Annotated in this window: 21 protein-coding genes; 14 read left to right on the forward strand and 7 right to left on the reverse strand. The window is 74.2% G+C overall.

Annotated features, from left to right (window positions below):
* Positions 1-208 precede the first annotated feature (208 nt).
* A complete protein-coding gene (locus tag NMK34_RS18400; protein ID WP_318334468.1) occupies positions 209-1,234 on the reverse strand; it encodes a methyltransferase in 1,026 nt (341 codons plus the stop codon).
* A gap of 161 nt (positions 1,235-1,395) precedes the next feature.
* Between NMK34_RS18400 and NMK34_RS18405 the strand changes: the two genes are divergently transcribed.
* Entirely contained in the window at positions 1,396-2,259 is an 864-nt protein-coding gene (locus NMK34_RS18405) for a TauD/TfdA dioxygenase family protein (protein WP_318334469.1), read from the forward strand.
* Between the two features lie 7 nt (positions 2,260-2,266).
* On the opposite strand, the gene NMK34_RS18410 is transcribed toward NMK34_RS18405, so the two are convergent.
* Positions 2,267-3,478: a cytochrome P450 gene (locus NMK34_RS18410; RefSeq protein ID WP_318334470.1), complete on the reverse strand. Its 1,212-nt coding sequence runs from the start codon at positions 3,476-3,478 to the stop codon at positions 2,267-2,269.
* A gap of 157 nt (positions 3,479-3,635) precedes the next feature.
* On the opposite strand from NMK34_RS18410, the gene NMK34_RS18415 reads away from it, so the two are divergent.
* Both NMK34_RS18415 and NMK34_RS18420 read left to right on the forward strand, forming a co-directional pair.
* Positions 3,636-4,799, forward strand: a complete 1,164-nt coding sequence (locus NMK34_RS18415; RefSeq protein ID WP_318334471.1) for a nucleotide disphospho-sugar-binding domain-containing protein — start codon at positions 3,636-3,638, stop codon at positions 4,797-4,799.
* Positions 4,800-4,809: 10 nt separating this feature from the next.
* A complete protein-coding gene (locus tag NMK34_RS18420; protein ID WP_318334472.1) occupies positions 4,810-6,012 on the forward strand; it encodes a cytochrome P450 in 1,203 nt (400 codons plus the stop codon).
* Positions 6,013-6,027: 15 nt separating this feature from the next.
* Here NMK34_RS18420 and NMK34_RS18425 read toward each other — a convergent pair whose 3' ends face one another.
* Entirely contained in the window at positions 6,028-7,437 is a 1,410-nt protein-coding gene (locus NMK34_RS18425) for a condensation domain-containing protein (RefSeq protein ID WP_318334473.1), read from the reverse strand.
* 65 nt (positions 7,438-7,502) lie between these two features.
* Here NMK34_RS18425 and NMK34_RS18430 point away from each other — a divergent pair, with 65 nt between their 5' ends.
* The 3 genes from NMK34_RS18430 to NMK34_RS18440 all read left to right on the forward strand — a co-directional run bounded on the left by NMK34_RS18430 (position 7,503) and on the right by NMK34_RS18440 (position 9,877).
* Positions 7,503-8,183, forward strand: a complete 681-nt coding sequence (locus NMK34_RS18430) for a 4'-phosphopantetheinyl transferase family protein (protein ID WP_318334474.1) — start codon at positions 7,503-7,505, stop codon at positions 8,181-8,183.
* An 86-nt stretch (positions 8,184-8,269) separates the two neighbouring features.
* A complete protein-coding gene (locus NMK34_RS18435; RefSeq protein ID WP_318334475.1) occupies positions 8,270-8,551 on the forward strand; it encodes a phosphopantetheine-binding protein in 282 nt (93 codons plus the stop codon).
* 12 nt (positions 8,552-8,563) lie between these two features.
* Positions 8,564-9,877 carry a glycosyltransferase family 2 protein gene (locus NMK34_RS18440; protein WP_318334476.1) on the forward strand — a complete coding sequence of 438 codons (1,314 nt, stop codon included), beginning with the start codon at positions 8,564-8,566 and terminating at the stop codon, positions 9,875-9,877.
* 50 nt (positions 9,878-9,927) lie between these two features.
* Here the strand turns inward: NMK34_RS18440 and NMK34_RS18445 are convergent, their stop codons facing one another.
* The 4 genes from NMK34_RS18445 to NMK34_RS18460 form a co-directional block, all read right to left on the reverse strand.
* Positions 9,928-11,166, reverse strand: a complete 1,239-nt coding sequence (locus NMK34_RS18445; protein WP_318334477.1) for a beta-ketoacyl-[acyl-carrier-protein] synthase family protein — start codon at positions 11,164-11,166, stop codon at positions 9,928-9,930.
* A gap of 65 nt (positions 11,167-11,231) precedes the next feature.
* Positions 11,232-11,492: an acyl carrier protein gene (locus NMK34_RS18450; RefSeq protein WP_013286876.1), complete on the reverse strand. Its 261-nt coding sequence runs from the start codon at positions 11,490-11,492 to the stop codon at positions 11,232-11,234.
* A gap of 95 nt (positions 11,493-11,587) precedes the next feature.
* The gene (locus tag NMK34_RS18455; protein ID WP_318334478.1) at positions 11,588-12,841 is read right to left on the reverse strand and encodes a cytochrome P450; all 1,254 of its coding nucleotides are present in this window, start codon (positions 12,839-12,841) and stop codon (positions 11,588-11,590) included.
* Entirely contained in the window at positions 12,832-13,794 is a 963-nt protein-coding gene (locus NMK34_RS18460; RefSeq protein ID WP_318334479.1) for a PaaX family transcriptional regulator C-terminal domain-containing protein, read from the reverse strand. The genes NMK34_RS18455 and NMK34_RS18460 overlap by 10 nt, the downstream gene beginning before the upstream one ends.
* Before the next feature lie 237 nt (positions 13,795-14,031).
* Here NMK34_RS18460 and NMK34_RS18465 point away from each other — a divergent pair, with 237 nt between their 5' ends.
* The 8 genes from NMK34_RS18465 (at position 14,032) to NMK34_RS18500 (ending at position 21,824) form a co-directional block, all read left to right on the forward strand.
* On the forward strand, positions 14,032-15,378 hold the full coding sequence (locus NMK34_RS18465) for a PHB depolymerase family esterase (RefSeq protein ID WP_318334480.1): 1,347 nt from the start codon (positions 14,032-14,034) through the stop codon (positions 15,376-15,378).
* A 144-nt stretch (positions 15,379-15,522) separates the two neighbouring features.
* Complete coding sequence (locus NMK34_RS18470) at positions 15,523-15,903, forward strand: metalloregulator ArsR/SmtB family transcription factor (protein WP_318334481.1); 381 nt, start codon at positions 15,523-15,525, stop codon at positions 15,901-15,903.
* Positions 15,857-16,324: an SRPBCC domain-containing protein gene (locus NMK34_RS18475; protein ID WP_318334482.1), complete on the forward strand. Its 468-nt coding sequence runs from the start codon at positions 15,857-15,859 to the stop codon at positions 16,322-16,324. The genes NMK34_RS18470 and NMK34_RS18475 overlap by 47 nt, the downstream gene beginning before the upstream one ends.
* Positions 16,317-16,742 (forward strand): DUF6069 family protein, encoded by a 426-nt coding sequence (locus tag NMK34_RS18480; protein ID WP_318334483.1) that lies wholly within the window; start codon positions 16,317-16,319, stop codon positions 16,740-16,742. Before NMK34_RS18475 ends, NMK34_RS18480 begins: the two co-directional genes overlap by 8 nt.
* An 80-nt stretch (positions 16,743-16,822) precedes the next feature.
* Complete coding sequence (locus NMK34_RS18485; RefSeq protein ID WP_318334484.1) at positions 16,823-17,953, forward strand: ABC transporter permease; 1,131 nt, start codon at positions 16,823-16,825, stop codon at positions 17,951-17,953.
* A complete protein-coding gene (locus NMK34_RS18490) occupies positions 17,950-18,675 on the forward strand; it encodes an ABC transporter ATP-binding protein (protein WP_318334485.1) in 726 nt (241 codons plus the stop codon). Before NMK34_RS18485 ends, NMK34_RS18490 begins: the two co-directional genes overlap by 4 nt.
* 61 nt (positions 18,676-18,736) lie before the next feature.
* A complete protein-coding gene (locus NMK34_RS18495) occupies positions 18,737-19,321 on the forward strand; it encodes a TetR/AcrR family transcriptional regulator (RefSeq protein ID WP_135240649.1) in 585 nt (194 codons plus the stop codon).
* 475 nt (positions 19,322-19,796) lie between these two features.
* The gene (locus tag NMK34_RS18500) at positions 19,797-21,824 is read left to right on the forward strand and encodes an FAD-dependent oxidoreductase (RefSeq protein ID WP_318334486.1); all 2,028 of its coding nucleotides are present in this window, start codon (positions 19,797-19,799) and stop codon (positions 21,822-21,824) included.
* The last annotated feature ends 12 nt before the right edge of the window (positions 21,825-21,836 follow it).

The following is a 21,836-nucleotide window of genomic DNA, read 5'->3' on the forward strand; positions in this document are numbered from 1 at the left end:
AGACGTTACCGGTAGGCCCTCCCCGGAACAACCATTGATAAATACGCATGGACATGGGTGGCCACAAATGTCGCGACAGCATTCTTCAGCACATTGACCGAAGCACCGAGAAATCCACCGTTTGGCTCACGGCCGCCATCTCGATGCATATACGTCAATGTTCGGGCGCACGGGACGGCACCGGACAGGTGCGACCACCGCGCCCGGGTCAGGCGCCGGCGGCGAACTCCATGAGCGTCAGCCCGTCGGTGCCGTGGTAGGTGCGCCGGGGCGCCAGACCCGCGGCGGCGGCCAGCGCGGCGAACTCCGGCACCCCGCGCTCCCGGCCGCCGACGAGCACCAGCATCCGCAGGTCGTACGGCGACAGGTGCGGCACGTGCGGCATCGTCGGCAGCACCTCGATGACGAGCACCCGGCCGGTGGTCCCGGCCGCCTCGGCGCAGCGCCGCAGGATCGCGGTGGCGTGGGCGTCGCTCCAGTCGGTGAGCGCGCGGGAGACCACGTACACGTCGGCGCCGGGCGGCAGCGGGGCGAAGAAGTCCCCGACCACGGTCTCGGCCCGGCCGGCCAGCCCGCACGCGGCGAACGTCGCGGCGGCGGTGGCCACCGGCTCGTCGCGGTCGACGAGCGTGCCGCGCAGGTGCGGATGGGCGCCCAGCACCTCCCGCAGCAGCCCGCCCGCGCCCCCGGCCACGTCGACCACGTGGCCGGCCTCGTGCCAGGGGTAGAGCGCGGCGACCTCCGGCGCGGTGAACCGCTGCTGGCTGAGCATCAGCGCGTCGAAGTAGGCCCGGTGGTCCGGGTGGGCGTCGAGGTCGGCCCAGAAGTCGCGCCCGTGCACCTCCCGGTAGCCGGGCCGGCCGGTGCGGATCGCGTGCGGCAGGCCCGTCCAGGCCAGGTCCATCCGCGCGCCGAGGCCGGCGAGGTCCAGGTAGGCGCCATGGCCGCCGCCGTCGCGGTCGCAGAGCAGCTCGCCGACGTCGGTCAGGCCGAAGACGTCCGGCGACACCTCGACGAACACGCCCCGGTGCACGAGGTAGCGCAGCAGGCGGCCCAGCGCGGCGGCGTCCGCGCCGCAGGCCTCGGCCAGCTCACCCAGACCGGTGACGCCCGCGGCGATCCGGTCGGGCACGCGCAGCGTCACCGCCGTACGGACCGCGAACGGGGTGGCCAGGTCGGTGAGCCGGTCGAGCCGTTCCCCCGCGTCACCCTCGATCGGGACATCGATCGACACCGGCGCCTCCTCCCGCGTCGCGGGCCGGCACCGCCGCCCCCGCCGGTGCGCATGCTTCCAGGCGCACAGCGGGTGAGTCAACGACGACGGCTGGTGAGGACATTCATGGACGTGGAACAATTCGCGGACCAGCCGAGGCGCGCAGACCGGAGGGATCATCGATGACCACATCCATCGCGGCCGAGGTCCGGCTCGTCTCCGGCGCGCTGGGCGCCGAGGTCCACGGCGTCGACCTGAACACGCTCACCGACGAGGGCTTCGCGCTGATCCACGACCTGCTGCTCAAGCACCAGGTGGTCTTCCTCGCCGGCCAGACCGGGCTGACGCCGCAGGCGCACGTCGCGTTCGGCCGCCGCTTCGGCGAGGTGGAGCTGCACCCGTACCTGCCCCGGCTGGACGGGCACCCGGAGATCGTCGTCATCGACTCCGCCGACGGCGGCAAGGTCGACGTCTGGCACACCGACATGACGTTCCACCAGAGCCCGCCGATCGCCTCGATCCTGCACCTGATCCAGTTGCCCGAGGTCGGCGGCGACACCATGTGGACCAACCAGTGCCGGGTCTACGAGGCGCTCTCCGCGCCGATGCGGGATCTGCTCGACGGGCTGACCGCCATCCACGTCATCCGGATCGGCACCGAGTTCACCAGCCGGGCCGAACACCCCGTGGTCCGGGTGCATCCGGAGACCGGGCGCCGCTCGCTGTACGTCAACCGGCTGTTCACCTCGCACATCCCGCAGCTGACCCGCAACGAGAGCGACGCACTGCTGGAACACCTGTTCACCTTCTCCGAGAGTCCCCAGTTCACCTGCCGCTACCGGTGGCGGACCGGGGACGTCGCGGTGTGGGACAACCGGGTCACCCAGCACTACGCCGTGAACGACTACGACGGGCTGCGGCGCGGGCAGCGGATCACCGTGCTCGGCGACCACCCGACCGGCGACGAGCCCCGGTGGGAGCACTACGTCCCGGCGCCCGGCGAGCGCTACTGGCCGGGCCGGGTCAACGCGGTGGAGAGCTACTGACCGCCGGTCACCAGGTGACCGGGAAGGAGGCGATGCCGCCGTTCATCCGGTCGTGCCGCCACGGGATCTCCGCCAGCGGCACCGCCGGCGAAAGCGCCGGCATCCGGGTCAGCAGCGCCCCGAGCGACAGCTCCACCTGCATCCGGCCCAGCGCCGTGCCGAGGCAGAAGTGCGGCCCGAAGCCGAAGGTCAGGTGCGGTACGCCGGGCCGGCGGTCGATGTCGAAGACGTTCGGCTCGGGGAAGAACCGGGGGTCGCGGTTGCCGGCCCACGGGATCGCCATCACGCAGTCGCCGGCCCGCATCGCGACCCCGCCGAGGACCAGGTCCTCGCGGACCACCTGCACCCGGAACATGGCGCTCACCGACGTGTAGCGCAGGATCTCGTCGGTGGCCGCGGCGAGCTTGCCCGGCGCGGCGCGCAGCTTCGCCAGCTGCTCCGGGTGCTGGAACAACGCGCGCAGGCCCGCGCTCGTCGAGTTGATCTCCAACCCGCCCAGCAGCACGCCCATGGCCAGCTCGACCAGTTCGGCGTCGACCAGTTCGTGCGCGCCGCCGCCGCGGACCCACGCCGAGAGCAGGTCGTCGCCGGGCTCGGCGCGCTTGCGCACGAGCTGCCCGGCCAGGTAGTCCCGCAGCTCGGCCTGCGCGGTCGCGGCGGCGGCCGAGCCGTACGCGGTGACCGAGTTCAGCCCCTCGATCCAGGCGTAGAACCGGGGCCGGTCGGCGGCCGGGACGCCGAGCACGTCGCACACCACGAGCACCGGCAGCGGCGCCACCAGTCCGGCCACCACGTCGGCCGGGCGCGGACCGGCGAGCATGGCGTCGACCAGCTCGTCCACCAGCCGCTGCACCCGGGGCCGGAACGTCCCGATGCGCCGGGCGGTGAACGCGCGGCCGGCCACCCGCCGCACCACGGCGTGCGCCGGACCGTCCATGTTCAGCTCGCGGGGTCCGCCGCCGTCCGGTGTCGCCGTCGCGCCCAGCGGCAGCCGGGAGAAGCGGGGGTCGGCCAGGACGGTGCAGCAGTCCTCGTAGCCGAGCACGAGCCAGGCCGCCCGTCCGTCGGGCAGCCGCACCCGGCTGACCGGCTCGGCGACGACCATCTCCAGCAGCTCGGCGGGAAGGTCACCGGTGAACGGTTCGAACGGATAGGAACGCAGCCCGGAATTGACTGTCACCGGGCCACCGGGCGGCTGATCGCGGTCCACCTCGGGCATCGGCTAAGAGTCCAGCATCGGTTAGTCCGGCGTCAATATCCGCCGTGTGCGTTCGCGGCCTTCCGCGTACCGGCGTCGATCCCCTAGCATCGGTTCTCCAGGGCTGCCGTTTCGCCGCGCGGATTGGTGGGATTTGACTGCGCCGCTGCGATTTCTGATGTCGACGTGGGGCTGGCGGTCGCATTTCTACAGCCTGGTCCCGCTCGGCTGGGCGTTGCAGGCCGCCGGTCACGAGGTACGGGTGGCGAGTCACCCGTCGATGGCCGCCACGATCAGCGCGGCCGGGCTGGCGGCCGTACCGCTGGGCGCGGACGTCGACTTCGCCGAGGCGTTCGCCGGCCGGATCGGCGCGGTGGCCCCGCTCGCCGGTTCCGCGCCGGCCGGCGCCGTCGAGCCGGCGATCACCGCCGACGGCGGGGTGGTCCGGTTCGCCGACGCCGTCCTCGGCGACCTGGTCGCCTTCGGCCGGTCCTGGCGGCCGGACCTGGTCCTCTGGGAGCCGTTCAACCTGGCCGCGCCGGTGGCCGCCGCCGCGCTGGGCGTGCCGGGCGTGCTGAACCTGTGGGGGCCGGACTCCTCGACCACGCTGCGCCTGGACCCGGACGAGGTGGTCGGGCCGCTGGCCGCCCGGTTCGGGTTGCGCGCCGCCGACGTGCCGCTGGACGGCGTCCTGACGCTCGATCCGGTGCCGCCGCCGATGCAGGTGCCGATGCGGCGTCCCGGCCGTCCGGTGCGGTTCGTGCCGTACAACGGCCCGGCTGTGGTGCCGGACTGGCTGCGCCGCCCGGCGGAGCTGCCCCGGGTGTGCGTCACGGCGGGCACCATGATGGCCGGCGCCGGGCTGCACGACCGGCTCGACCTGGGCGGGGTGATCCGCGCGGTGGCCGGGCTCGACGTGGAGGTCGTCGTGGTGGTCGAACCGCGCCAGCACGAGGGGCTGGGCCCGCTGCCGGCCCGGGTCCGCCTGGTCGACGGGCCGCTGGCGGTACGCCTGGTGCTGCCCACCTGCGCCGCGCTCGTGCAGCAGGGCGGGGCCGGCACCACCATGACCGCGCTCGCGTACGGCGTGCCACAGCTCGTCCTGCCCCAGGTCAGCGACCAGCACTTCAACGCCGGACGGCTGGCGGTCACCGGCGCCGGCACGTGGCTGGCGGGCGAGCAGGCCACCGCCGACGCGGTCCGGGACCTCGTCGGCGACCTGGTCGGCGACGGCCCCCGGCGGCGGGCCGCGGCGCTGATGCGTGACCGGGTCCATGCCATGCCCTCCCCCGCCGACCTGGTGCCGACGCTCGCCGCCCTGGCCCGGGGCGGCCCGATCTGAGGAGTCGCAGATGACGCAGGACCCGCCGGCCATCCCCTACCCGCTCGCGCCGGCTCCGACGATCTACCACCCGTCGCCGGACTACACCCGGATGCGTGAGTCGTGCCCGGTGGCCCGGGTCGAGCTGCCCGACGGGGCGTGCGCGTACCTGGCCACCCGGCACGCCGACGTGCGCCGGGTCTTCACCGACCAGCGGTTCAGCCGGGCCGCCGCGGCCGGCCCGAACCGCCCGACCCGGGAACTCGGCTCGCTCGCCGAGGACTCGCTGATCGGGATGGACCCGCCGCGGCACACCACCATGCGCCGGGCCGTCTCGCACGCGTTCACCGTCCGCCGGGTGGAGGAGCTGCGCCCGCGGGTGGCGGCGCTCGTCGACCGCATGATCGACGACCTGGAGGCGGCCGGTCCGCCGGCCGACCTGATCACGCACGTCTCCGGTCCCCTGCCGATCTCCGTGATCAGCACGCTGTTCGGCATCCCGGAACGGGACCGCGAGCGGGTACGCCGGTGGTCGGACGCGCTCGTCGGCGACTGGGACGCCGACCCGGACGCGCCGCGGGCGGCGCTGGAGGCGTTCCGCGAGCTGATCGACCTGCGGCGGCGCGAGCCCGGCGACGACCTGATGAGCGCGCTCATCGCGGTCTGGGACGACCACGACGACCTGACCGAACGGGAGCTGGTGTCGGTCACCGCCGGGATCTTCGTGGGCGGGCACGAGACCACCACCAACCAGCTCAACCTGTTCCTGCTGGTGCTGGCCCGCCATCCCGAGCATCTGGCCGGGCTGCGCGGCGACGATCCGGTGGCAGTGGCCCGGGCGGTCGAGGAGCTGTCCCGCTTCATCCAGCTCGGCGACAACGGGGTGCTGCTGCCCCGGGTCACGACCGAGGAGGTGGAGCTGGGCGGCGTACGCCTGCCGGCCGGCGCCGCGGTGCTGCCGGCGATCGCGTCGGCCAACCGGGACGCCACGGTGTTCCCGGGCGCGGACACGCTCGACCTGACCCGCGTGCACAATCCGCACCTGGCGTTCGGCGCCGGACCGCACCACTGCCTGGGCGCGGCGCTGGCCCGGATGGAGTTGCAGGAGGCCCTGGGCGCGCTGCTGCGGCGGCTACCAGGGCTGCGGCTCGCCGTCGACGAGGCGGAGCTGCGGTTCCGGCCGGGGCTGGTGGTACGCAGCCTGGAGTCGCTGCCGGTGACCTGGGACGCGTGACCGGAGGGTGGCCGGTCAGCCGCCCGCCGACCCGGGGACGACCCGGGTCGGCGCGGCGGGGTCGAGCGCCGCCTCCACCGCCACCTCCTCCACGCCGCGCAGCAGCCGTTCCGCCTGCTCCTCGGTGAAGCAGCCGAAGTCGAAGATGACCTGGAGGTGGACCGTCTCCGGCTGGTCCTCGACGGTGATGAAGACCTGCTCGGGCAGGTGGTCCAGCGGGCCGTCCCAGACCAGGAACGTCTCGTCGGCCCGGCGGCGGATCCGCTCGGCGTTCACCGGGTCGTCGTGCAGCCCGCCGTCGGCCGCCTGCCGGGTGGTCACCCGCCGGTCGTTGATCCGGCAGCTGATCCGGGCCGGGTACCCGCGTTCGGCGTCCAGCCGGTCCGAGACCTCGGCGAGCTGCGCCGGGTCGTAGTAGGCGTACTTCCCGGCGGAGACCGCGGCCCGGCGGGCGCGCGCCACCACCTCGTCCACAGTGGTGCCGGCGGTGTCCACGCGGAGCACGCCGTTCTGGCTGAGCGGGGCGATGGCCTCGGCGAAGCCCGGCCGGAACCGGTTGCCGACGATGAGCTTGGCGGTGAGCGGGCTGACGCCGGTGGCCCGGCCGATCGCGATCGCGATGACCGCGAGCAGCACGCGCGAGGTGTCCGTGCGGGTCCGCGCCGCGATGGCCCGCACCGCCAGGTACGCCGCGGGCGAGCTGAACCGGCCGTGCCAGTACCGGTGGCCCCGGCGCCCGCCGGCCGCCGGCTCACCGAACGTCAGCGGCGGGACGTCCCGCAGATGTTCGGCCCAGTGGCGTACGGCCCGGTCGCTGAGCCGGCGCAGCGGCGGCGTCTCCTCCCGCCGGCCCAGGTCGAGGATCTGCACGGTACGCGGGTCGGCGACCCGGCGGACCGGCCGGCCGGCCAGGCCGAGATCGGCCAGGATGAGGGACGTGGCGGTGCCGTCCACCACGAGGTGGTCGATCGTCAGCACCCGGTGCACCAGCGCCCCGCGGTGCCGGATCACCGCCATCCGCACCGACCAGTCCCGGTAGAGGTCGTAGTGGCTGAGCAGGCGGGCGTGGCCCAGGTCGTAGGCGAACGCGGCCACGTCGGCCGGGTCCGCGTCGTCGGGTACGTCCACCACGTCCAGGACCGTCTCGCCGCCCGCCGACACGACCTGGCACGGGCCGCCGCCGTCGCCCGCGCCGAGCCGCATCCGCAGCGCCGGGTGCCGGGCCATCAGCGCGGCGAACTCGGCCGCCACCTGCTCGATCGTGACACCCGCCGGCATCGGGTGGGCGCCGCTGACGTTGTGCGTCCAGCCGGTCTCCCGCATGTCCTGCATGATGGCCTTCTGCCCCCAGGTCAGGGGCGCGGTGCCGGCGCCCGGCCCGGCGAACGCCACGGGAACCTCAGCCTGGACCGTCTGCGCGAACACCCGCTCATCAGAGCAACGCGCATCGGTGTGTGTCAACGTGACGGCGCACGGTTACGCTGCCGTCCATGCGGGACGCCGTCCGGGTCTGGATCGTCCCGGTGGCGGTGCCGGCGGACGAGCTGGCCCGGTACCGGGCGGTGCTCGACGCGGACGAGCGGGACCGGGCCACGCGGCTCGGCACCGGGGCGCTGCGGGACCGGTTCACCGTGGCGCACGGCGCGCTGCGCGTCCTGGCCGGGCGGGCCACCGGCGCGCCACCGGCGGCGCTGACCTGGCGCCGGGGCCGGTACGGCAAACCGGCGCTGACCGGCCTGTGGCGCGGCCTGCACACGAGCCTGTCCTACTCCGGCGACCTGGTGGCGGTCGCGCTCAGCGAGGGCCGCCCGGTCGGGGTGGACATCCAGCACGTCGCGCCGGGCGGTGACCCGGTGTCGGCGTCCGCGCGCTTCTTCGACCCGCGGGAGGCCCGGCACGTCGCCGCCGGACCGGACCCGGCCGGCCGGGCGCTGCGGTTCACCCGGCTGTGGGCGCGCAAGGAGGCGGCGGTCAAGGCGGCCGGGGGCCGGCTGTGGCCCAACCTCGCCGTGCCGGTGCACCGGGTCGACGTGGTCGAGTGCGTCGACCCGGCCGGCCCGCACCGGCTCGCTGACCTGCCCGCACCCGCCGGGCACGCGGTGGCGGTCGCGCTCGCCGGCGACCGGCCGTACGCCGTCGAGTGCCACACCACCCTCGGTCACGATCGGTGACGATCGCCGTACCCGTTGACACCTGCCGATGCCCCCTGCTCTGATGACTCCATGCCGACGCGCATGATCGACTCGCGGGACGCCCGGTGCTAGAACACGACGCGCCGGCCGATGCGCCGCCCCGTGCCCAGGTCGTCGACCGCCTGACCGTCCTGCTGACCCGCATGCTCCGGCCGGACGCGCCGGTCACCGAGCAGACCCAGCTGATGGACGACCTCGGCCTCAGCTCCTCGCTCGGCCTGGAGCTGCTGCTGTCGCTGGAGGACGAGCTGGAGATCCAGATCGACGTCGAGGAACTCGACGAGGATCGGATGGCCACGCTCGGCGACCTGGCCGACTACATCACCGCCAACTCCACCCCGCGCTGAGCAGGCCGAGACGTGAACCGGCCCGGCCTGAGCGTGGTGGTGCCCGCGCACGAGAACGGCTCCGCGCTCGACGCGACGCTGCGGTCGCTGACCCGGCAGACGCTGCCGCCCGGCGACTTCGAGGTGATCGTCGGCGACGACGGCTCGGCCGTGGCGCTGGGCCCGGTGGTGGACGCCTACCGGGACCGCCTGCGGATCGACTACGTCCGCAGCGAGCGGAACCGGGGCCGCAGCGCCAACCGCAACGCGGCGGCGGCCCGGGCCCGCGCGGACACGCTGATGTTCCTGGACGCCGACACGGTGGCCCATCCCGGGCTGCTGGAGCGGCACCGCGACTTCCACGCCGGTCGCGCCGGGCGGCCCGGGGTGCTGCTCGGCCAGCGGTACGACCTGGACTGGGCCGGCGCGGACGCGCTGCGCCGGGGCGATCCGGTCGCACCGGCGATGCTCGACGCCGAACGCGGCGACCCGCGGCTGGAGGACATCGCCCTCCCGCAGCGGACGGACGACTTCCCGAGCGCGCCCTGGGTGCTGGGCCTGACCCACAACGCGTCGGTGGACCACGAGTCGTTCCGGCGGGTCGGCGGGTTCGACGAGGCGATGGTCAAGTGGGGCTTCGAGGATCTCGACTTCTTCTACCGGGTGTTCCACCTGCACGGCGCGCCGCCGGAGCTGTTCCGGCTGGACGTCGACGCGCTCTCGTACCACCTGCCGCACTTCCGCAAGACGTCGAACGGGCTCGCCTCGATGGACAACATGAAGTACCTGCTGCGCAAGCACCTGCGCTACGACGTCGAGGTGCTGTACGGGCTCAACACGTTCGGCCGGCACCTGGGCCGGATCCGGCTCTACGGCCAGGCCATCGAGGCGTACCGGGCCGGTGGGCTGGGCCGGCCCGACGTGCTGCCCGCGTCGCTGCGCGAGGAGCTGGCGGCGAGCGCGGCGCTGGTCGTCGGCAACGGCGTGTCCACGCTGGATCTGGGCGCCGGGTCGCACACGTTCGACCACGACGCGCCGGTCGGCGAGACGAACTCCCACCTGCTCGGCACCGTGCTCCAGCAGTTCAAGGCCGGCGCGCTGGACCTGATCGTCAACGTCGACATGTGGCGGTGCCTGCTCCCCGAGGATCTGCCCGCGTTCCTCACCCGGGGGCTGCTCAAGGCCGACCGGATCGAGCTGGTCGCCACCCGTACCGGACCGGACCAGCGCGCTCTGCTGCCGGTGCCGCTGGTCGCCGACCTCGACTACGTGGCCGACATGCTGCGCCCGCACTTCACCGTCGCCGTCGCCGCGTCCGGCGCCGCCACGGTGATCACGCTCCGCTGAGATCCCGGCCGGCCGCTCAGCCGGGCCGGCCGCTCAGCCGGGCCGGCCGCTCAGCCGGGGCGGGCCAGGACGAGGCTGACGTTGTGGCCGCCGAAGCCGAACGAGTTGGACAGCACCGCGTCCACCGCCGCCACCCGCGCCTTCTCGCGGATGTGGTCGACCTCGCCCGCCCGCTCCGGGTCGTCCAGGTTGTACGTGGGCGGCAGCAGGCCGCGGCGCAGCGCCTCGACCGCGATCGCCGCCTCGATCACGCCGGAGACGCCGAGCATGTGCCCGGTCACGCCCTTCGTCGAACTCAGCGGCGGCGGGGCGGCGCCGTAGACCTCGGCGAGCGCGGCCAGCTCGGCGGCGTCCCCGGCCCGGGTGCTGGTGCCGTGCGCGTTGACGTACCCGATGTCGCCGGGCACCAGCCCGGCGTCGCGGACGGCCATCCGCATGCAGCGGGCCGCGCCGGCGCCGTCGGGGCGCGGCGTGGTCGGGTGGTGGGCGTCGTTCGTGGCGCCCCAGCCGAGCACGTCGGCGTGCCGGTGGGCGCCCCGCGCGGCGGCGTGCGCGGCGCGTTCCAGCACGAACACCCCGGCGCCCTCGCCGAGGACGAGCCCGTTGCGGCGCCTGTCGAAGGGGCGGCTCGCGGCCGCCGGGTCGGCCCAGCCGCGGGCCAGCGCGCGGGCGTTGCCGAACGCGTCCGCGAACGTCGGGAACAGCGGTGCCTCGGCGCATCCGGCGAGCACCACGTCCGCCTCGCCGGCGCGCAGGATGCGCAGCGCCTCGCCGATCGACTGCGCCCCGGCCGCGCACGCCGTGCCGATCGACGACGTGTAGCCGTGGATGCCGAACTTGATCGCGATGCGGGCCGCGCCCATGTTCGGCAGCGTCCCGGGCAGCATGTACGGGCTGACCCCGAACCGGCCCCGCCCGGCACGGGCGAGCACCTGTTCCTCCAGCGTGGACAGACCGCCGACGCCGGAGACGACGACCGCCACCCGGTACGGATCGACGTCCCGGCCGATCCGCAGTCCGGCGTCGGCGAGCGCGTCCTCGGCGGCGCGCAGCACCATCACGATCGACCGGTCCACGACGCGGGACTCCGGGCCGGGCAGCACGCTCGCCGGGTCGATCGCCGGGGCGAACGCGGCGACGTCGACGACGCCGTGCAGCGGATGGCCGGCCGGGGGCCGGGTCAGCCCGGACCGGCCGTCGCAGACCGCGTCGAACACCTCGGCGGCGGTCGCGCCGACCGGGCTGACCAGTCCGATCCCGGTGACGGTGACCGGTTCGCGCACGCTCACCGGGCCCGCTGCGCCGGCGTGGGCGCCGGGACGCCGCGCGGCCGGGTGCCGTGCCCCGACATCGGTCAGTGCGCCGAGGCCGGTGCGATGCGCGCCGCCACCGTCCGGCTGAACTCGCCGACGGTCATCATGGCGAGGTCCTCCGCCTCGTCGTCGTCGAAGGCGACCCCGAACCGGTCCTCCACGCGTACGGCCAGCTCGGCCAGGCCGAGGGAGTCCACGTCGAGCCCGGCGGGGCCGAAGACGGTGTCGTCGTCGACGTCGGAGACGTCGTACTTCATCTCGGTGAGTGCGGCGAGGAGGAACGCGCGGATCTCGTCGGTCATGTCCGGTGTTTCCCTTCCACGGTGTCCTGGCGGCGCGCTCGACCTGCTCGACGGAACGTGTGAGGCGCGGAGCGACACTCCGCGTAGCATCGACCTTACTCGATCGGGTTGGTTTGGCAAGGTGCCCGGTCGTTCAGCCGTACCGGAAGCCGGTCGTACCCGCGCAGCATCAACGCCCGGCGCGGGCCGGGCTCGGCGGTCAGCGCCGGGAAGCGGTCCAGCAGCCGGGGCAGCACCAGCCGTCCCTCGGCGCGGGCCAGCGTCGCCCCGAAGCAGTAGTGCGGCCCGGCGCTGAAGGCCAGGTGCCGGTTGTCGGCGCGGGACGGGTCGAAGCGGTCCGGGTCGGGGAAGCGGCGGGGGTCCCGGTTCGCCGCGCCGGTCAGCACCACCACGGTCCGGCCGGCCGCCACCGGCAGACCGGCGACCTCGGTGTCCACGGCGGCGTAGCGGACCGCGAAGTGCACCGGCGGCTCGTACCGCAGGATCTCCTCGACGTACGACGCGGCCAGCGACGGCTCGGCGCGCAGCGCGGCCCGGGCGTCCGGCCGCTCGGTGAGCAGCACCAGCCCGTTGCCGAGCAGGTTCGCGGTGGTCCGGAACCCGGCGTTGTACATGATGATGAGGTTGGCCAGCAGCTCGTCGGAGGTCAGCCGGCCGGGCTCGTCGTCCAGGCCGCGCAGCAGCGCCGAGACGAAGTCGTCGCGCGGCGCCGCCCGGCGCGCGGCGACCAGGCCCGTGAAGTACGCGGTCAGCTCCGCCGCCGCCACGTTCGCGGCCCGGACCTCGCGCATGGACCGGCGGCCGATCTCCAGCACCGCGTCGAACGCGCGGACCCGGGACGGGAACCACTCCCGGTCCGCCTCCGGCACGCCCAGCAGCTCACCGATGACGTCACTGGGCAGCCGGAGCGCGAAGCGCGCCATGAAGTCGACCGGCCGGCCGTCCGCGCCCTCGGCGGCGAGCCCGTCGAGCAGGTCGTCGGCGATGCGCCCGATGGCCGGTTCCAGCGCGGCGACCCGGCGCGGGGTGAGCGCCTGGGAGAACAGGTGCCGGACCCGGAGGTGGTCGCCCTCGGCGGCGTTGAGCATCGACGACTGGAGGATCCGGATCACCTGGTGCTCGCGCCAGCGCACGCCGGCCCGGTCCAGGTACTCGGCGCCGAGCACCCGGAAGACCGGGTCGCGCAGCACCCGGTTGACCGCGTCGTATCCGTGCACGACGAGCGCGTGCGGATCGGCGGGCCGCAGCGCGACCGCCTCCCCCGCCTCGTGCAGCCGGGCGTAGAACGGGTACGGGTCACGCCGTACCTCGTCACCGAGCAGCTCGTCGAGGGAGATGGTCACGCGCATGGCCGCTCCTCGCGAATGCCGGCGAGCATGTCGGCGGTGGTGTGCGCCCGGATGCCCGGCGGCACCGGCTCGGCGAACCGCGCGACGACCGCCCGGACGTGGGTCTCGGCGGCCTCGGCCAGGCCGTCGTACACGGCCGCGAACAGGTCCCGGGCGGCCCGGCGCGGCCATCCCGCGGGGAGCAGTTCCAGCGGCAGCCGCGGGTCGAGCGTGGGGAACCGCCGGTACGTGTCCATCACCTCGGTCCGCGCCCGCACGGCCGCGGCGCCGTCGACGGAGCCGAGCCGCGACACCATCGGGGTCCACCGGCGCAGGAACGCCTCGTACTGCCCGCTGATCGCGTCGACGTCCCAGGCGTCCACGGGCGCGCGCTGACCGATCGCGTCCAGCGCGTCCTGCCGTCCCCGGAACACCGTGACCGCGCCGAGGGCGAGCGGGGCGAGCCGGGCCCGCGCGGGCGCGGTCAGCTCGTACGGCGAGATCCACAGTCCGTCGTAGAGCGGCGCGAAGCCGAGCCAGCGCAACTGGCCGCGCAGCGCCCGGCGTTGCGCCCCGTGGTCCTGCGGCAGCGAGAAGGCGACGACGGTCCAGCATCCGTCCCACGTCTGCACGTCGGTCGTGGAGGCGATGATCCAGTTCCCGCCGGCGGACAGGTACTCGGCGGCGGAGCGGCTGAGCCGGTAGAAGCTGTTGCGGCCCTGCCGGCTGCCCTCCAGCACCCCGCGGCGGGCCAGCCGGCTGATCGCGGTACGCGCCCCGGCGCTCGTCACCCCGGTCTCGCCGAGCAGGGCGACGATCGCCGCGGACGGCAGGTCGGCGCGGGTACGCAGCGTGTAGTCGGCGAGCAGCGTCACCGCGACGTTCTGCGGCGAGGTGCCGGCCTGCCGCCGGGGCAGCCGGGCGGCCGGCCCCTCGTCCGGGTAGATCTCCTCGATGTCGAACGGGTTTGCCACGCGCGCTCCGGGCTGGGCTCAGGGACGGTGCACCGACTGTAGACGAACGCCGCCGCATCTCATCGGGGCACATCGATTGACACTTCAGCGTCCGGCGGGAACACTATGTGCCACACGACGGAGCCGGGCCGGGCGAGACACGTCAATGGGCGAGACGCGACACCGCGGCGGTCCGGGCCGCCGGCGCGGCGCGCGCCCGCCCGTCACCGCCCGCACAGGGCGATCGAAGGAGATTCCGTGAGAATCAGAGCCAAGATGGTGGTGGCCCTGGCCGCGTCGCTGGTGGCGGCCGGCCTGGTACTCCCCGCCGTCCAACCCGCGTACGCGGCGTCGCTGACCGAGGTGACCAGCTTCGGCGACAACCCCGGCCGGATGCGCATGCACGTCTACGTCCCGGATGCCCGCCCGGCCCGGCCCGCCACCGTGGTGGCCATGCACGGCTGCGGCGGCTCCGGCCCCGGTTTCTACTCCGGCAGCGAGTTCGCCGGGCTGGCCGACCGGTACGGCTTCATCGTCATCTACCCCAGCGCGACCCAGCAGGCCGGCTTCGGCAACTGCTTCGACACCTGGTCCGACGCGGCCAAGCGGCGCGGCGGCGGCAGCGACCCGGTGTCGCTCATCTCGATGGTCCGCTACGTCCAGCAGCAGTACGGCGCCGACCCGGACCGGGTCTACGCCACCGGCAGCTCGTCCGGCGGCATGATGACCAACCACATGCTGGCGCTCTACCCGGACGTCTTCAAGGCCGGCGCGGCGTTCATGGGCGTGCCGTTCAACTGCTTCGCCGGCGCCGCCGACTATCCCCCCGGTTCCAGCCAGTGCACCGGCGGGAACATGAACCGCACCCCGCAGCAGTGGGGTGACGCGGTCCGCCAGGCGTACCCCGGCTACACCGGGCCCCGGCCCCGCGTGCAGTTGTGGCACGGCACCAACGACACGCTGGTGCCGTACTCGCTGCTCCAGGAGACGATCGAGCAGTGGACGAACGTGTTCGGCCTCAGCCAGACGCCCACGTCCACCGACACCCCGCAGTCCGGCTGGAACCGGCGGCGCTACGCCGACGGGACCGGCACCGTGCAGGTCGAGGCGTACAGCATCCAGGGCGCCGGGCACAGCCTGCCGTCGGCCGGCATGGCCGCGGCCGCGGTGGCGTTCTTCGGCCTGACCACCACGCCGGGCCCGACCACGCCCCCGCCGGGCCCGACCACGCCCCCGCCGGGCCCGACCACACCTCCGCCGGGCCCGACCACGCCCCCACCCGGCACCGGCGCCTGCTCGGTGAGCATCGAGCTGAACGCCTGGAACAACGGACTGACCGAGAACATCACCATCAGCAACACCGGCCCGACCGCGGTGAACGGCTGGTCGCTGACGTTCACGCTGCCCGGCGGCCAGACCATCACCTCGGGCTGGAACGCCTCCTACTCCCCCGCCTCGGGTCAGGTGACCGCGCGCAACCTCTCGTACAACGGGGTCATCCCGGCTCGCGGCTCGACCACCATCGGCTTCCAGGCCATGCACACCGGCAACACCGCCCGGCCCGGCTCGTTCAGCCTCAACGGCGCACCCTGCACGTTGACCTGACCGGCACCCGCACTCCGGCGTTCCTTCCCACGGCGCCGGGGACGGCCCCGCGACCCGCACGGTCGCGGGGCCTTTCACGCGTACGCCACGCCCACCTCGGGCGAAACGTTGAACCAGTCGGTTCAGTGTCGTACGGTGAACCTCGTGGTTCAGCAAGAGACGCTCGACCGGGTGTTCGCCAGCCTGGCCGACCCGACCCGGCGCGACATCCTGATCCGGCTGGGCGCGGGCCCGGCCACCATCAGCGAGCTCACCGAGCCCACCGGGATGACCCTCACCGGCATGCGCAAGCACGTCCGCGCGCTGGAGGACGCGGGCCTCGTGGTGACGCGCAAGGTCGGCCGGTCCCGGCAGTGCCGGCTCAGCGAGGCGCCGCTGGACTCGGCGATGGCCTGGATCGCCTTCTACCGACGGCTCTGGGCCCGTCGCCTCGACGGCCTCGACGCCTACCTCACACTCACCACGGAGGACCGCGACCATGACGCTCGACATGCGAGTGACACGACACCTTCCGGGCACCCCTGACGAGGCGTTCGACGCCTACACCGACGCCGGCAAACAGAAGATCTGGTTCGGCATCCTCGACGAGGAGCCCGGCATCGTGGAGATCGACGTCGACCTGCGGGTCGGCGGGAGGCAGACCGCGGTCTGGGGCCCCTCCCCCGACATGCTGTTCCGCGAGACGCAGACGTTCCTGGAGATCGACCGCCCGCACCGGCTGGTCACCGAGTCGACGGGCACCGGCCCGGACGGCACGACCATGACCACGCGCATCGAGGTCACCTTCGAGGCGCGCGACGGCGGCACGCTGATGACTGTGGTGCAGAGCGGCTTCCCCACCCCGCAGCTGCGCGACTTCTTCGTCGGCGAGGTCTGGACCGGGGCGTTCGCCCGCATCGAGGCGTACCTGACCCGGGAGCACGCCGAGGAGACCTCCCGTGGCTGACCTGCCCCGCACCGCCGTCGTCGCGCTCGCCACCGCCGTCGCGGTGGTCGTCAACCTGATCGTGTACGCGATCGGCCGGGCGGCCGGCGGCAGCTTCCTATTCACCGCCGACGGCCGGCGGGTCGAGGTCGACGCGGTGACCGTCGCGGGTTTCAGCGCGCTGCCGCTGGCGCTCGGCCTCACCGCCGTCGCCGTGCTGGCGTCCCGGTTCGCCTGGGTCGTCCGGGCGGCGCTGATCGTCGGCCCGGCACTCGCGGTGCTCACGGTCGCCACCATGACGCTGCCCGCCGACCTGGACGCCACCAGCACGATCACGCTGGCGGCGTGCCACCTCACGCTCGCGCCGATCATCGTCGTCGCGGTGACCGCCCTCGGCCGGCGCGCACGCCGCGCCACCGCGGGCCCGGTGGCCGGGTAGACAACCACCACCACCATCTTGCCGACACCGCGTTGCTAACATGGCGACATGGTGTCGACAAGTTTGGGAGGTGGCGGCTGATGTTCCTGGCCATTCGCGAGCTGGGGTTCGCGCGGCTGCGGTTCGCCCTGATGGGGGCCGTGATCGCGCTGATCTCGGTGCTGATGGTGATGCTGTCCGGCCTGTCCGTCGGGCTGGTCCGTGACGGCGTCTCCGGCCTGCAGAACCTGCCGGTCACCTCGTTCGCCTTCGCCCACGGCGTGCAGCACGACTCGGCGTTCTCGCGCAGCGTGGTGGACGCCTCGGCGGTGGACACCTGGCGCGACCAGCCGGGCGTGGCCGAGGCGACCCCGTTCGGCAACACGCTCATCAACGGGCGTACCGACGGTGGCACCGAGGTCGACCTGGCGCTGTTCGGCGTCGAGACCGGCTCGTTCCTGTCGCCCGCCGTCAGCGAGGGCGACCGGCTCGGCCCGGCGGACGGGATCGTGGTGAGCCCCACCGCGATCGACGCGGGCCTGCGCGTCGGCGACACCGTGACGGTGGACCGGCTGGGCACGCGGCTGCGCGTCGTCGGCGTCACCGAGCAGCAGGACACGTTCGGCCACGTCGACGTGGCGTACGTGCCGCTGGCGACGTGGCAGGCGGTCAAGTCCGGCACCCCGGCCGGTACGCAGGTGCCGGCCCAGGCGGCGCAGGAGATCACCGCCGTCGCGGTCCGCGCGGCCGACGGCGCCTCGGTCGACCTGGCCGCCGGTGACAAGGCGGCGGGCACGGAGAGCCTGACGCTCGACGAGTCGTACGGCGCCTCGCCCGGCTACACCGCCGAGACCACCACGCTCCAGCTGATCCAGGGCTTCCTCTACGCGATCTCGGCGCTCGTGGCCGGCGCGTTCTTCGCGGTCTGGGCGATCCAGCGCAAGCAGGAGGTCGCCGTGCTACGGGCACTGGGCGCCTCGACCCGCTGGGTGCTGCGCGACGCGCTCACCCAGGCACTGATCCTGCTCGCAGTCGCCATCGCCGTCGGCATGGGGATCGGCCTCGGCCTCGGCGCGCTGATCTCCGGCGGCAACGTCCCGTTCGCGCTGCACGCGCAGAGCATCGCCGCCGCCGCGGCCGGCCTGCTCGTGCTCGGCCTGGTCGGCGCGGCAGCCGCCGTCGTCCGCCTCACCTCCATCGACCCGGCGACCGCCCTGGGAGGCAACCGATGAGCACCCGGCCCACAGCGTCCGCCTCGACGACGGGCACCGCCCCGGCCGGCCTCGGCCTGTTCATGCGCGGCGTCCACCTGCGCCACGGCGACGGCGCGGAGACCGTGCACGCGCTCGACGACGTGGACCTGACCGTCGCGCCCGGTGAGCTGGCCGCGATCGTCGGGCCGTCCGGCGCGGGCAAGTCCAGCCTGCTCGCCGTGGCCGGCGGGCTGGCCCGCCCCGACGAGGGCACCGTCACCGTGGCCGGGCACGACATGACCGTGTCCAGCCGCCGGGCGCGCACCGAGCTGCGCCGCCGGCACGTGGGGTTCGTGTTCCAGTCGGGCAACCTGCTGCCCGCGCTGACCGCCGCCGACCAGCTGCGCCTGCCGCTGCGGCTGGGCGGGCGACGGGAGCGGACCGGTCGTGACCCGCTGGAGATGCTCGCGCACGTCGGCCTGGCCGGTAAGGCCGACCGGCGGCCGCACCAGCTCTCCGGCGGCGAGCGCCAGCGCGTCGGCATCGCCCGGGCGCTGATGACCGAGCCGTCGGTGCTGCTGGTGGACGAGCCGACGGCGGCGCTGGACCGGGCCCGCAGCCACGACATCGTGCAGCTGCTCGCCCAGGAGGCGCGGGAGCGCTCGGTGGCCGTCGTGATGGTCACTCACGATCACGACGTGCTGCAATACTGTGACACCATCTACGAGATGATCGACGGCAAGCTCGCCACGAGCAGCTGACCGCGACGAGCAGGGAGCGACGCGGACCGGACGCGGCGGCGGGAGACACGGGGAGGTCGCGGTGCCGAAGATCCAAGCCTCGACCGTCGCGGAACACCGGGCCGCGCAGCGGGCGGCGTTGCTCGACGCCGCCCGCGCCCTGCTCTCCGAGCATCCGGAGCAGATCCCCAGCCTGGCCGACGTGGCCCGGCACGCCGGGCTGGCCCGGTCCAGCGCGTACTCGTACTTCAAGTCCCGCACCGACATGTTCGACGTGCTGGTCGCCGACACGTTCCCCCGGTGGTCGGCCTTCGTCGAGAAGCGGATGGCCGAGGCCCGCACGCCGGGGGCGAGGATCCTGGCGTACGTCGAGGCCAACCTGCAACTGGTTGCCCGGGGCGACCACGCGCTGGCCCGGGCACTGGCGTCGGCGGGCAACAGCGAGGTGCTGGCGACCTCCAGCCGGCTGCTGCACGACAGCCTCGAGGCGCCGTTGCGCGCCGCGCTCACCGAACACGGGGCGAGCGACCCGGACCGGATGGCGGAGCTCGTCCAGTCGGTCGTCTATGCCCTGAGCCGCATGATCGAGAACGGTCTCGGCCTTCCGGCCGCCACCGGCCTCGCCCGCGAGCTGCTCACGCCGTACCTGCGTCCGGACGCCGGCTGACCGCGCCCCTCCGGGACGGCCGGCGACCGCGCCGCCACCACATCCGCTGAGAGACGACGGCCCGGGTCGTCGCGACGGCCGCACCCACCGGTGCGCGCCGGGCGACGGCCCGGGCCGTCGCGTGTCCGGAGCCGCCGGGAGGCGTGCCGGCGTTCCCGGCGGAGGGCCGCCGACGCCGGCGGGGTGCGGCAGTCCGAACGATCGGCACGGGCCGCCGACCGGTGAGCGGCGGCCGGCACTGCCGTCCGATCAGGAGGAACCGAACGATCGACCGCCGCATCGACGGTCATCATCGGTCGGCGTTCCGCCTAGTGGAACAGCAGCTCAGAGGCGGTGCGGCGAACTAAGTTACTGATCAGTAGCCCGTTGACGGCATGTGAACCCGGCCCTACCGTTCCACTCAATCGAACGGCGTACGGTTCATCCGAACGCTCTCGGCCTCGCCGAGTGCGGCCCGAAACAGGAAGTCCGAGGCATGCCTGACGACAAGCTTCTCGCTCTTCTCTCCCCCACCCGGCTCGGGCGTCTCACACTGCGGAACCGGGTCTTCGTCCCCGGCCACACCACCAACTTCGGACTGAACAATGTGCCCACCCGCCGCCACGTCGCCTACCACGCGGAGCGGGCGCGCGGCGGCGCCGGCCTGATCATCACCGAGGCGATCCGCGTGCACCCCACCAGCGCGGGCCGCAGCATCAGCCTCGGCAGCTTCGACGACTCGTCGATCCCGGCGTACGCGGCGGTGACCGAGGCCGTGCACGAGCACGGGGCCCGCATGTTCGCCCAGATCATGCACGCCGGACGGCAGGCCAACGGCGACGCGACGCGTACCGCCGCCTGGTCCTCGTCGCCGGTGCCGTGGGCGGCCGGCTCGCACGTGCCGCACGCGATGGGACGCCGGGACATCGCCGTCGTCGTCGAGGCGTTCGCCGCCGCCGCGCGGCGCATGCGCGAGGCCGGCTTCGACGGCCTGGAGGTGCACGCAGGCCACGGCCACCTGCTCCAGCAGTTCCTCTCACCGCACACCAACACCCGCGACGACGCGTACGGTGGCAGCCTCGACAACCGGATGCGCCTGACCCGCGAGGTGCTGGCCGCGGTTCTCGCCGCCGCACCCGAGCTGCCCGTCGGGCTGCGGGTCAGCGCCGACGAGTTCCTGCCCGGCGGCCTCGACCCGGCCGCGGTGCTGGAGATCGTCGGGAGGCTGCGCGCCGAGTTCCCGCTCGCCTACGTGCACGTCAGCCACTCCGCCTACCACGGCAGCTACTCGCTCGCGACGCAGATGGCGGACATGAGCTTCGGCCACGCCCCGTTCCGGCACCACGCGGCGCTGTTCAAGCAGGAGTTCCCGGACCTGCCGGTGCTCGCGGTGTGCCGGCTGGACAGCCTGCCGGAGGCGGCCGAACTCGTCGCCGCCGGCGAGGCCGACCTGGTCGGCCTGGCCCGCCCGCACATCGCCGACCCGCACCTGGTCCGCAAGGCCGAACAGGGCCGCCAGCACGAGGTACGCGCCTGCCTGGCCTGCAACCAGGGCTGCATCGGCCGGCTGGAGACCAGCCTGCCCATCTCCTGCGTGGTGAACCCGGAGGTCGGCGCCGAACGGGAGTGGGCCGACGCCTGGCCGGAGCTGCCCGGACCGTCCGGCGCGCGGGACGTCCTGGTCGTCGGCGGCGGGCCGGCCGGCCTGGAGGCGGCGCTCTCCGCGCACCGGGCCGGGCACCGGGTGACAGTTGTCGAGGCGCGCGACCGGCTCGGCGGACAGGTCGAGGTCGCCGCGCGCGTACCCGGCCGGGAGCGGCTCGGTCTGCTCACCCGTGACCTGGCCCGCGACGTGGCGGCCGCCGGCATCCCGGTCCGGCTCGGCCACCGCGCCGGCGTCGAGGACGTGCTGTCCGGCGGCTACCAGGACGTCGTCCTCGCCACCGGCTCCCGGCCCGTCCGCCGCGACCTGCCCGGCGGTCCGCCGGTGATCGACGTCTGGCAGGCCGTCGACCACCTGGCCGACCCCGGCTACCGGCCGGCCGGCACCGTCGTCGTGCTCGACGACGAGGGCACCTGGTCGGCGGCGTCGGTCGCGGAGGCGTTCGCCCGGCGGGGCGCCCGCGTCCACCTCGTCTCCCCCACCGCCACGGTGAGCGCCAAGATCACCACGTACTCGCGGCTGGCGCTGCTCAAACGCTTCGCGGACCTGGGGATCGCGGTCCACCCGATGCGGACCGCCCGCGCGGCGGGCACCACGGCGGTGGCGCTCGGCGGCCCGCTCGCCGGCGGCGACACGCTCGTCGAAGGCGTCACCACTGTCGTCGACGGCGGCTCGGCGCAGGCCGCTGACGAGTTGTACCGGCAGCTCGACGCGCTGCCCGACGGCCCGCGCATCCACGTCGTCGGCGACGCGAACGCCCCCCGCACCGCCTTCGAGGCCGTCTACGAGGGACGCATGGCCGGCGCGTTCCTCGGCGCCTTCGACACCGCGTCCGCCGAACGCGTGCGGTACGCCCACTGACCCGTCCACCCC

The sequence above is a fragment of the Micromonospora sp. BRA006-A genome, assembly GCF_033433935.1.
GTDB lineage: Bacteria > Actinomycetota > Actinomycetes > Mycobacteriales > Micromonosporaceae > Micromonospora > Micromonospora aurantiaca.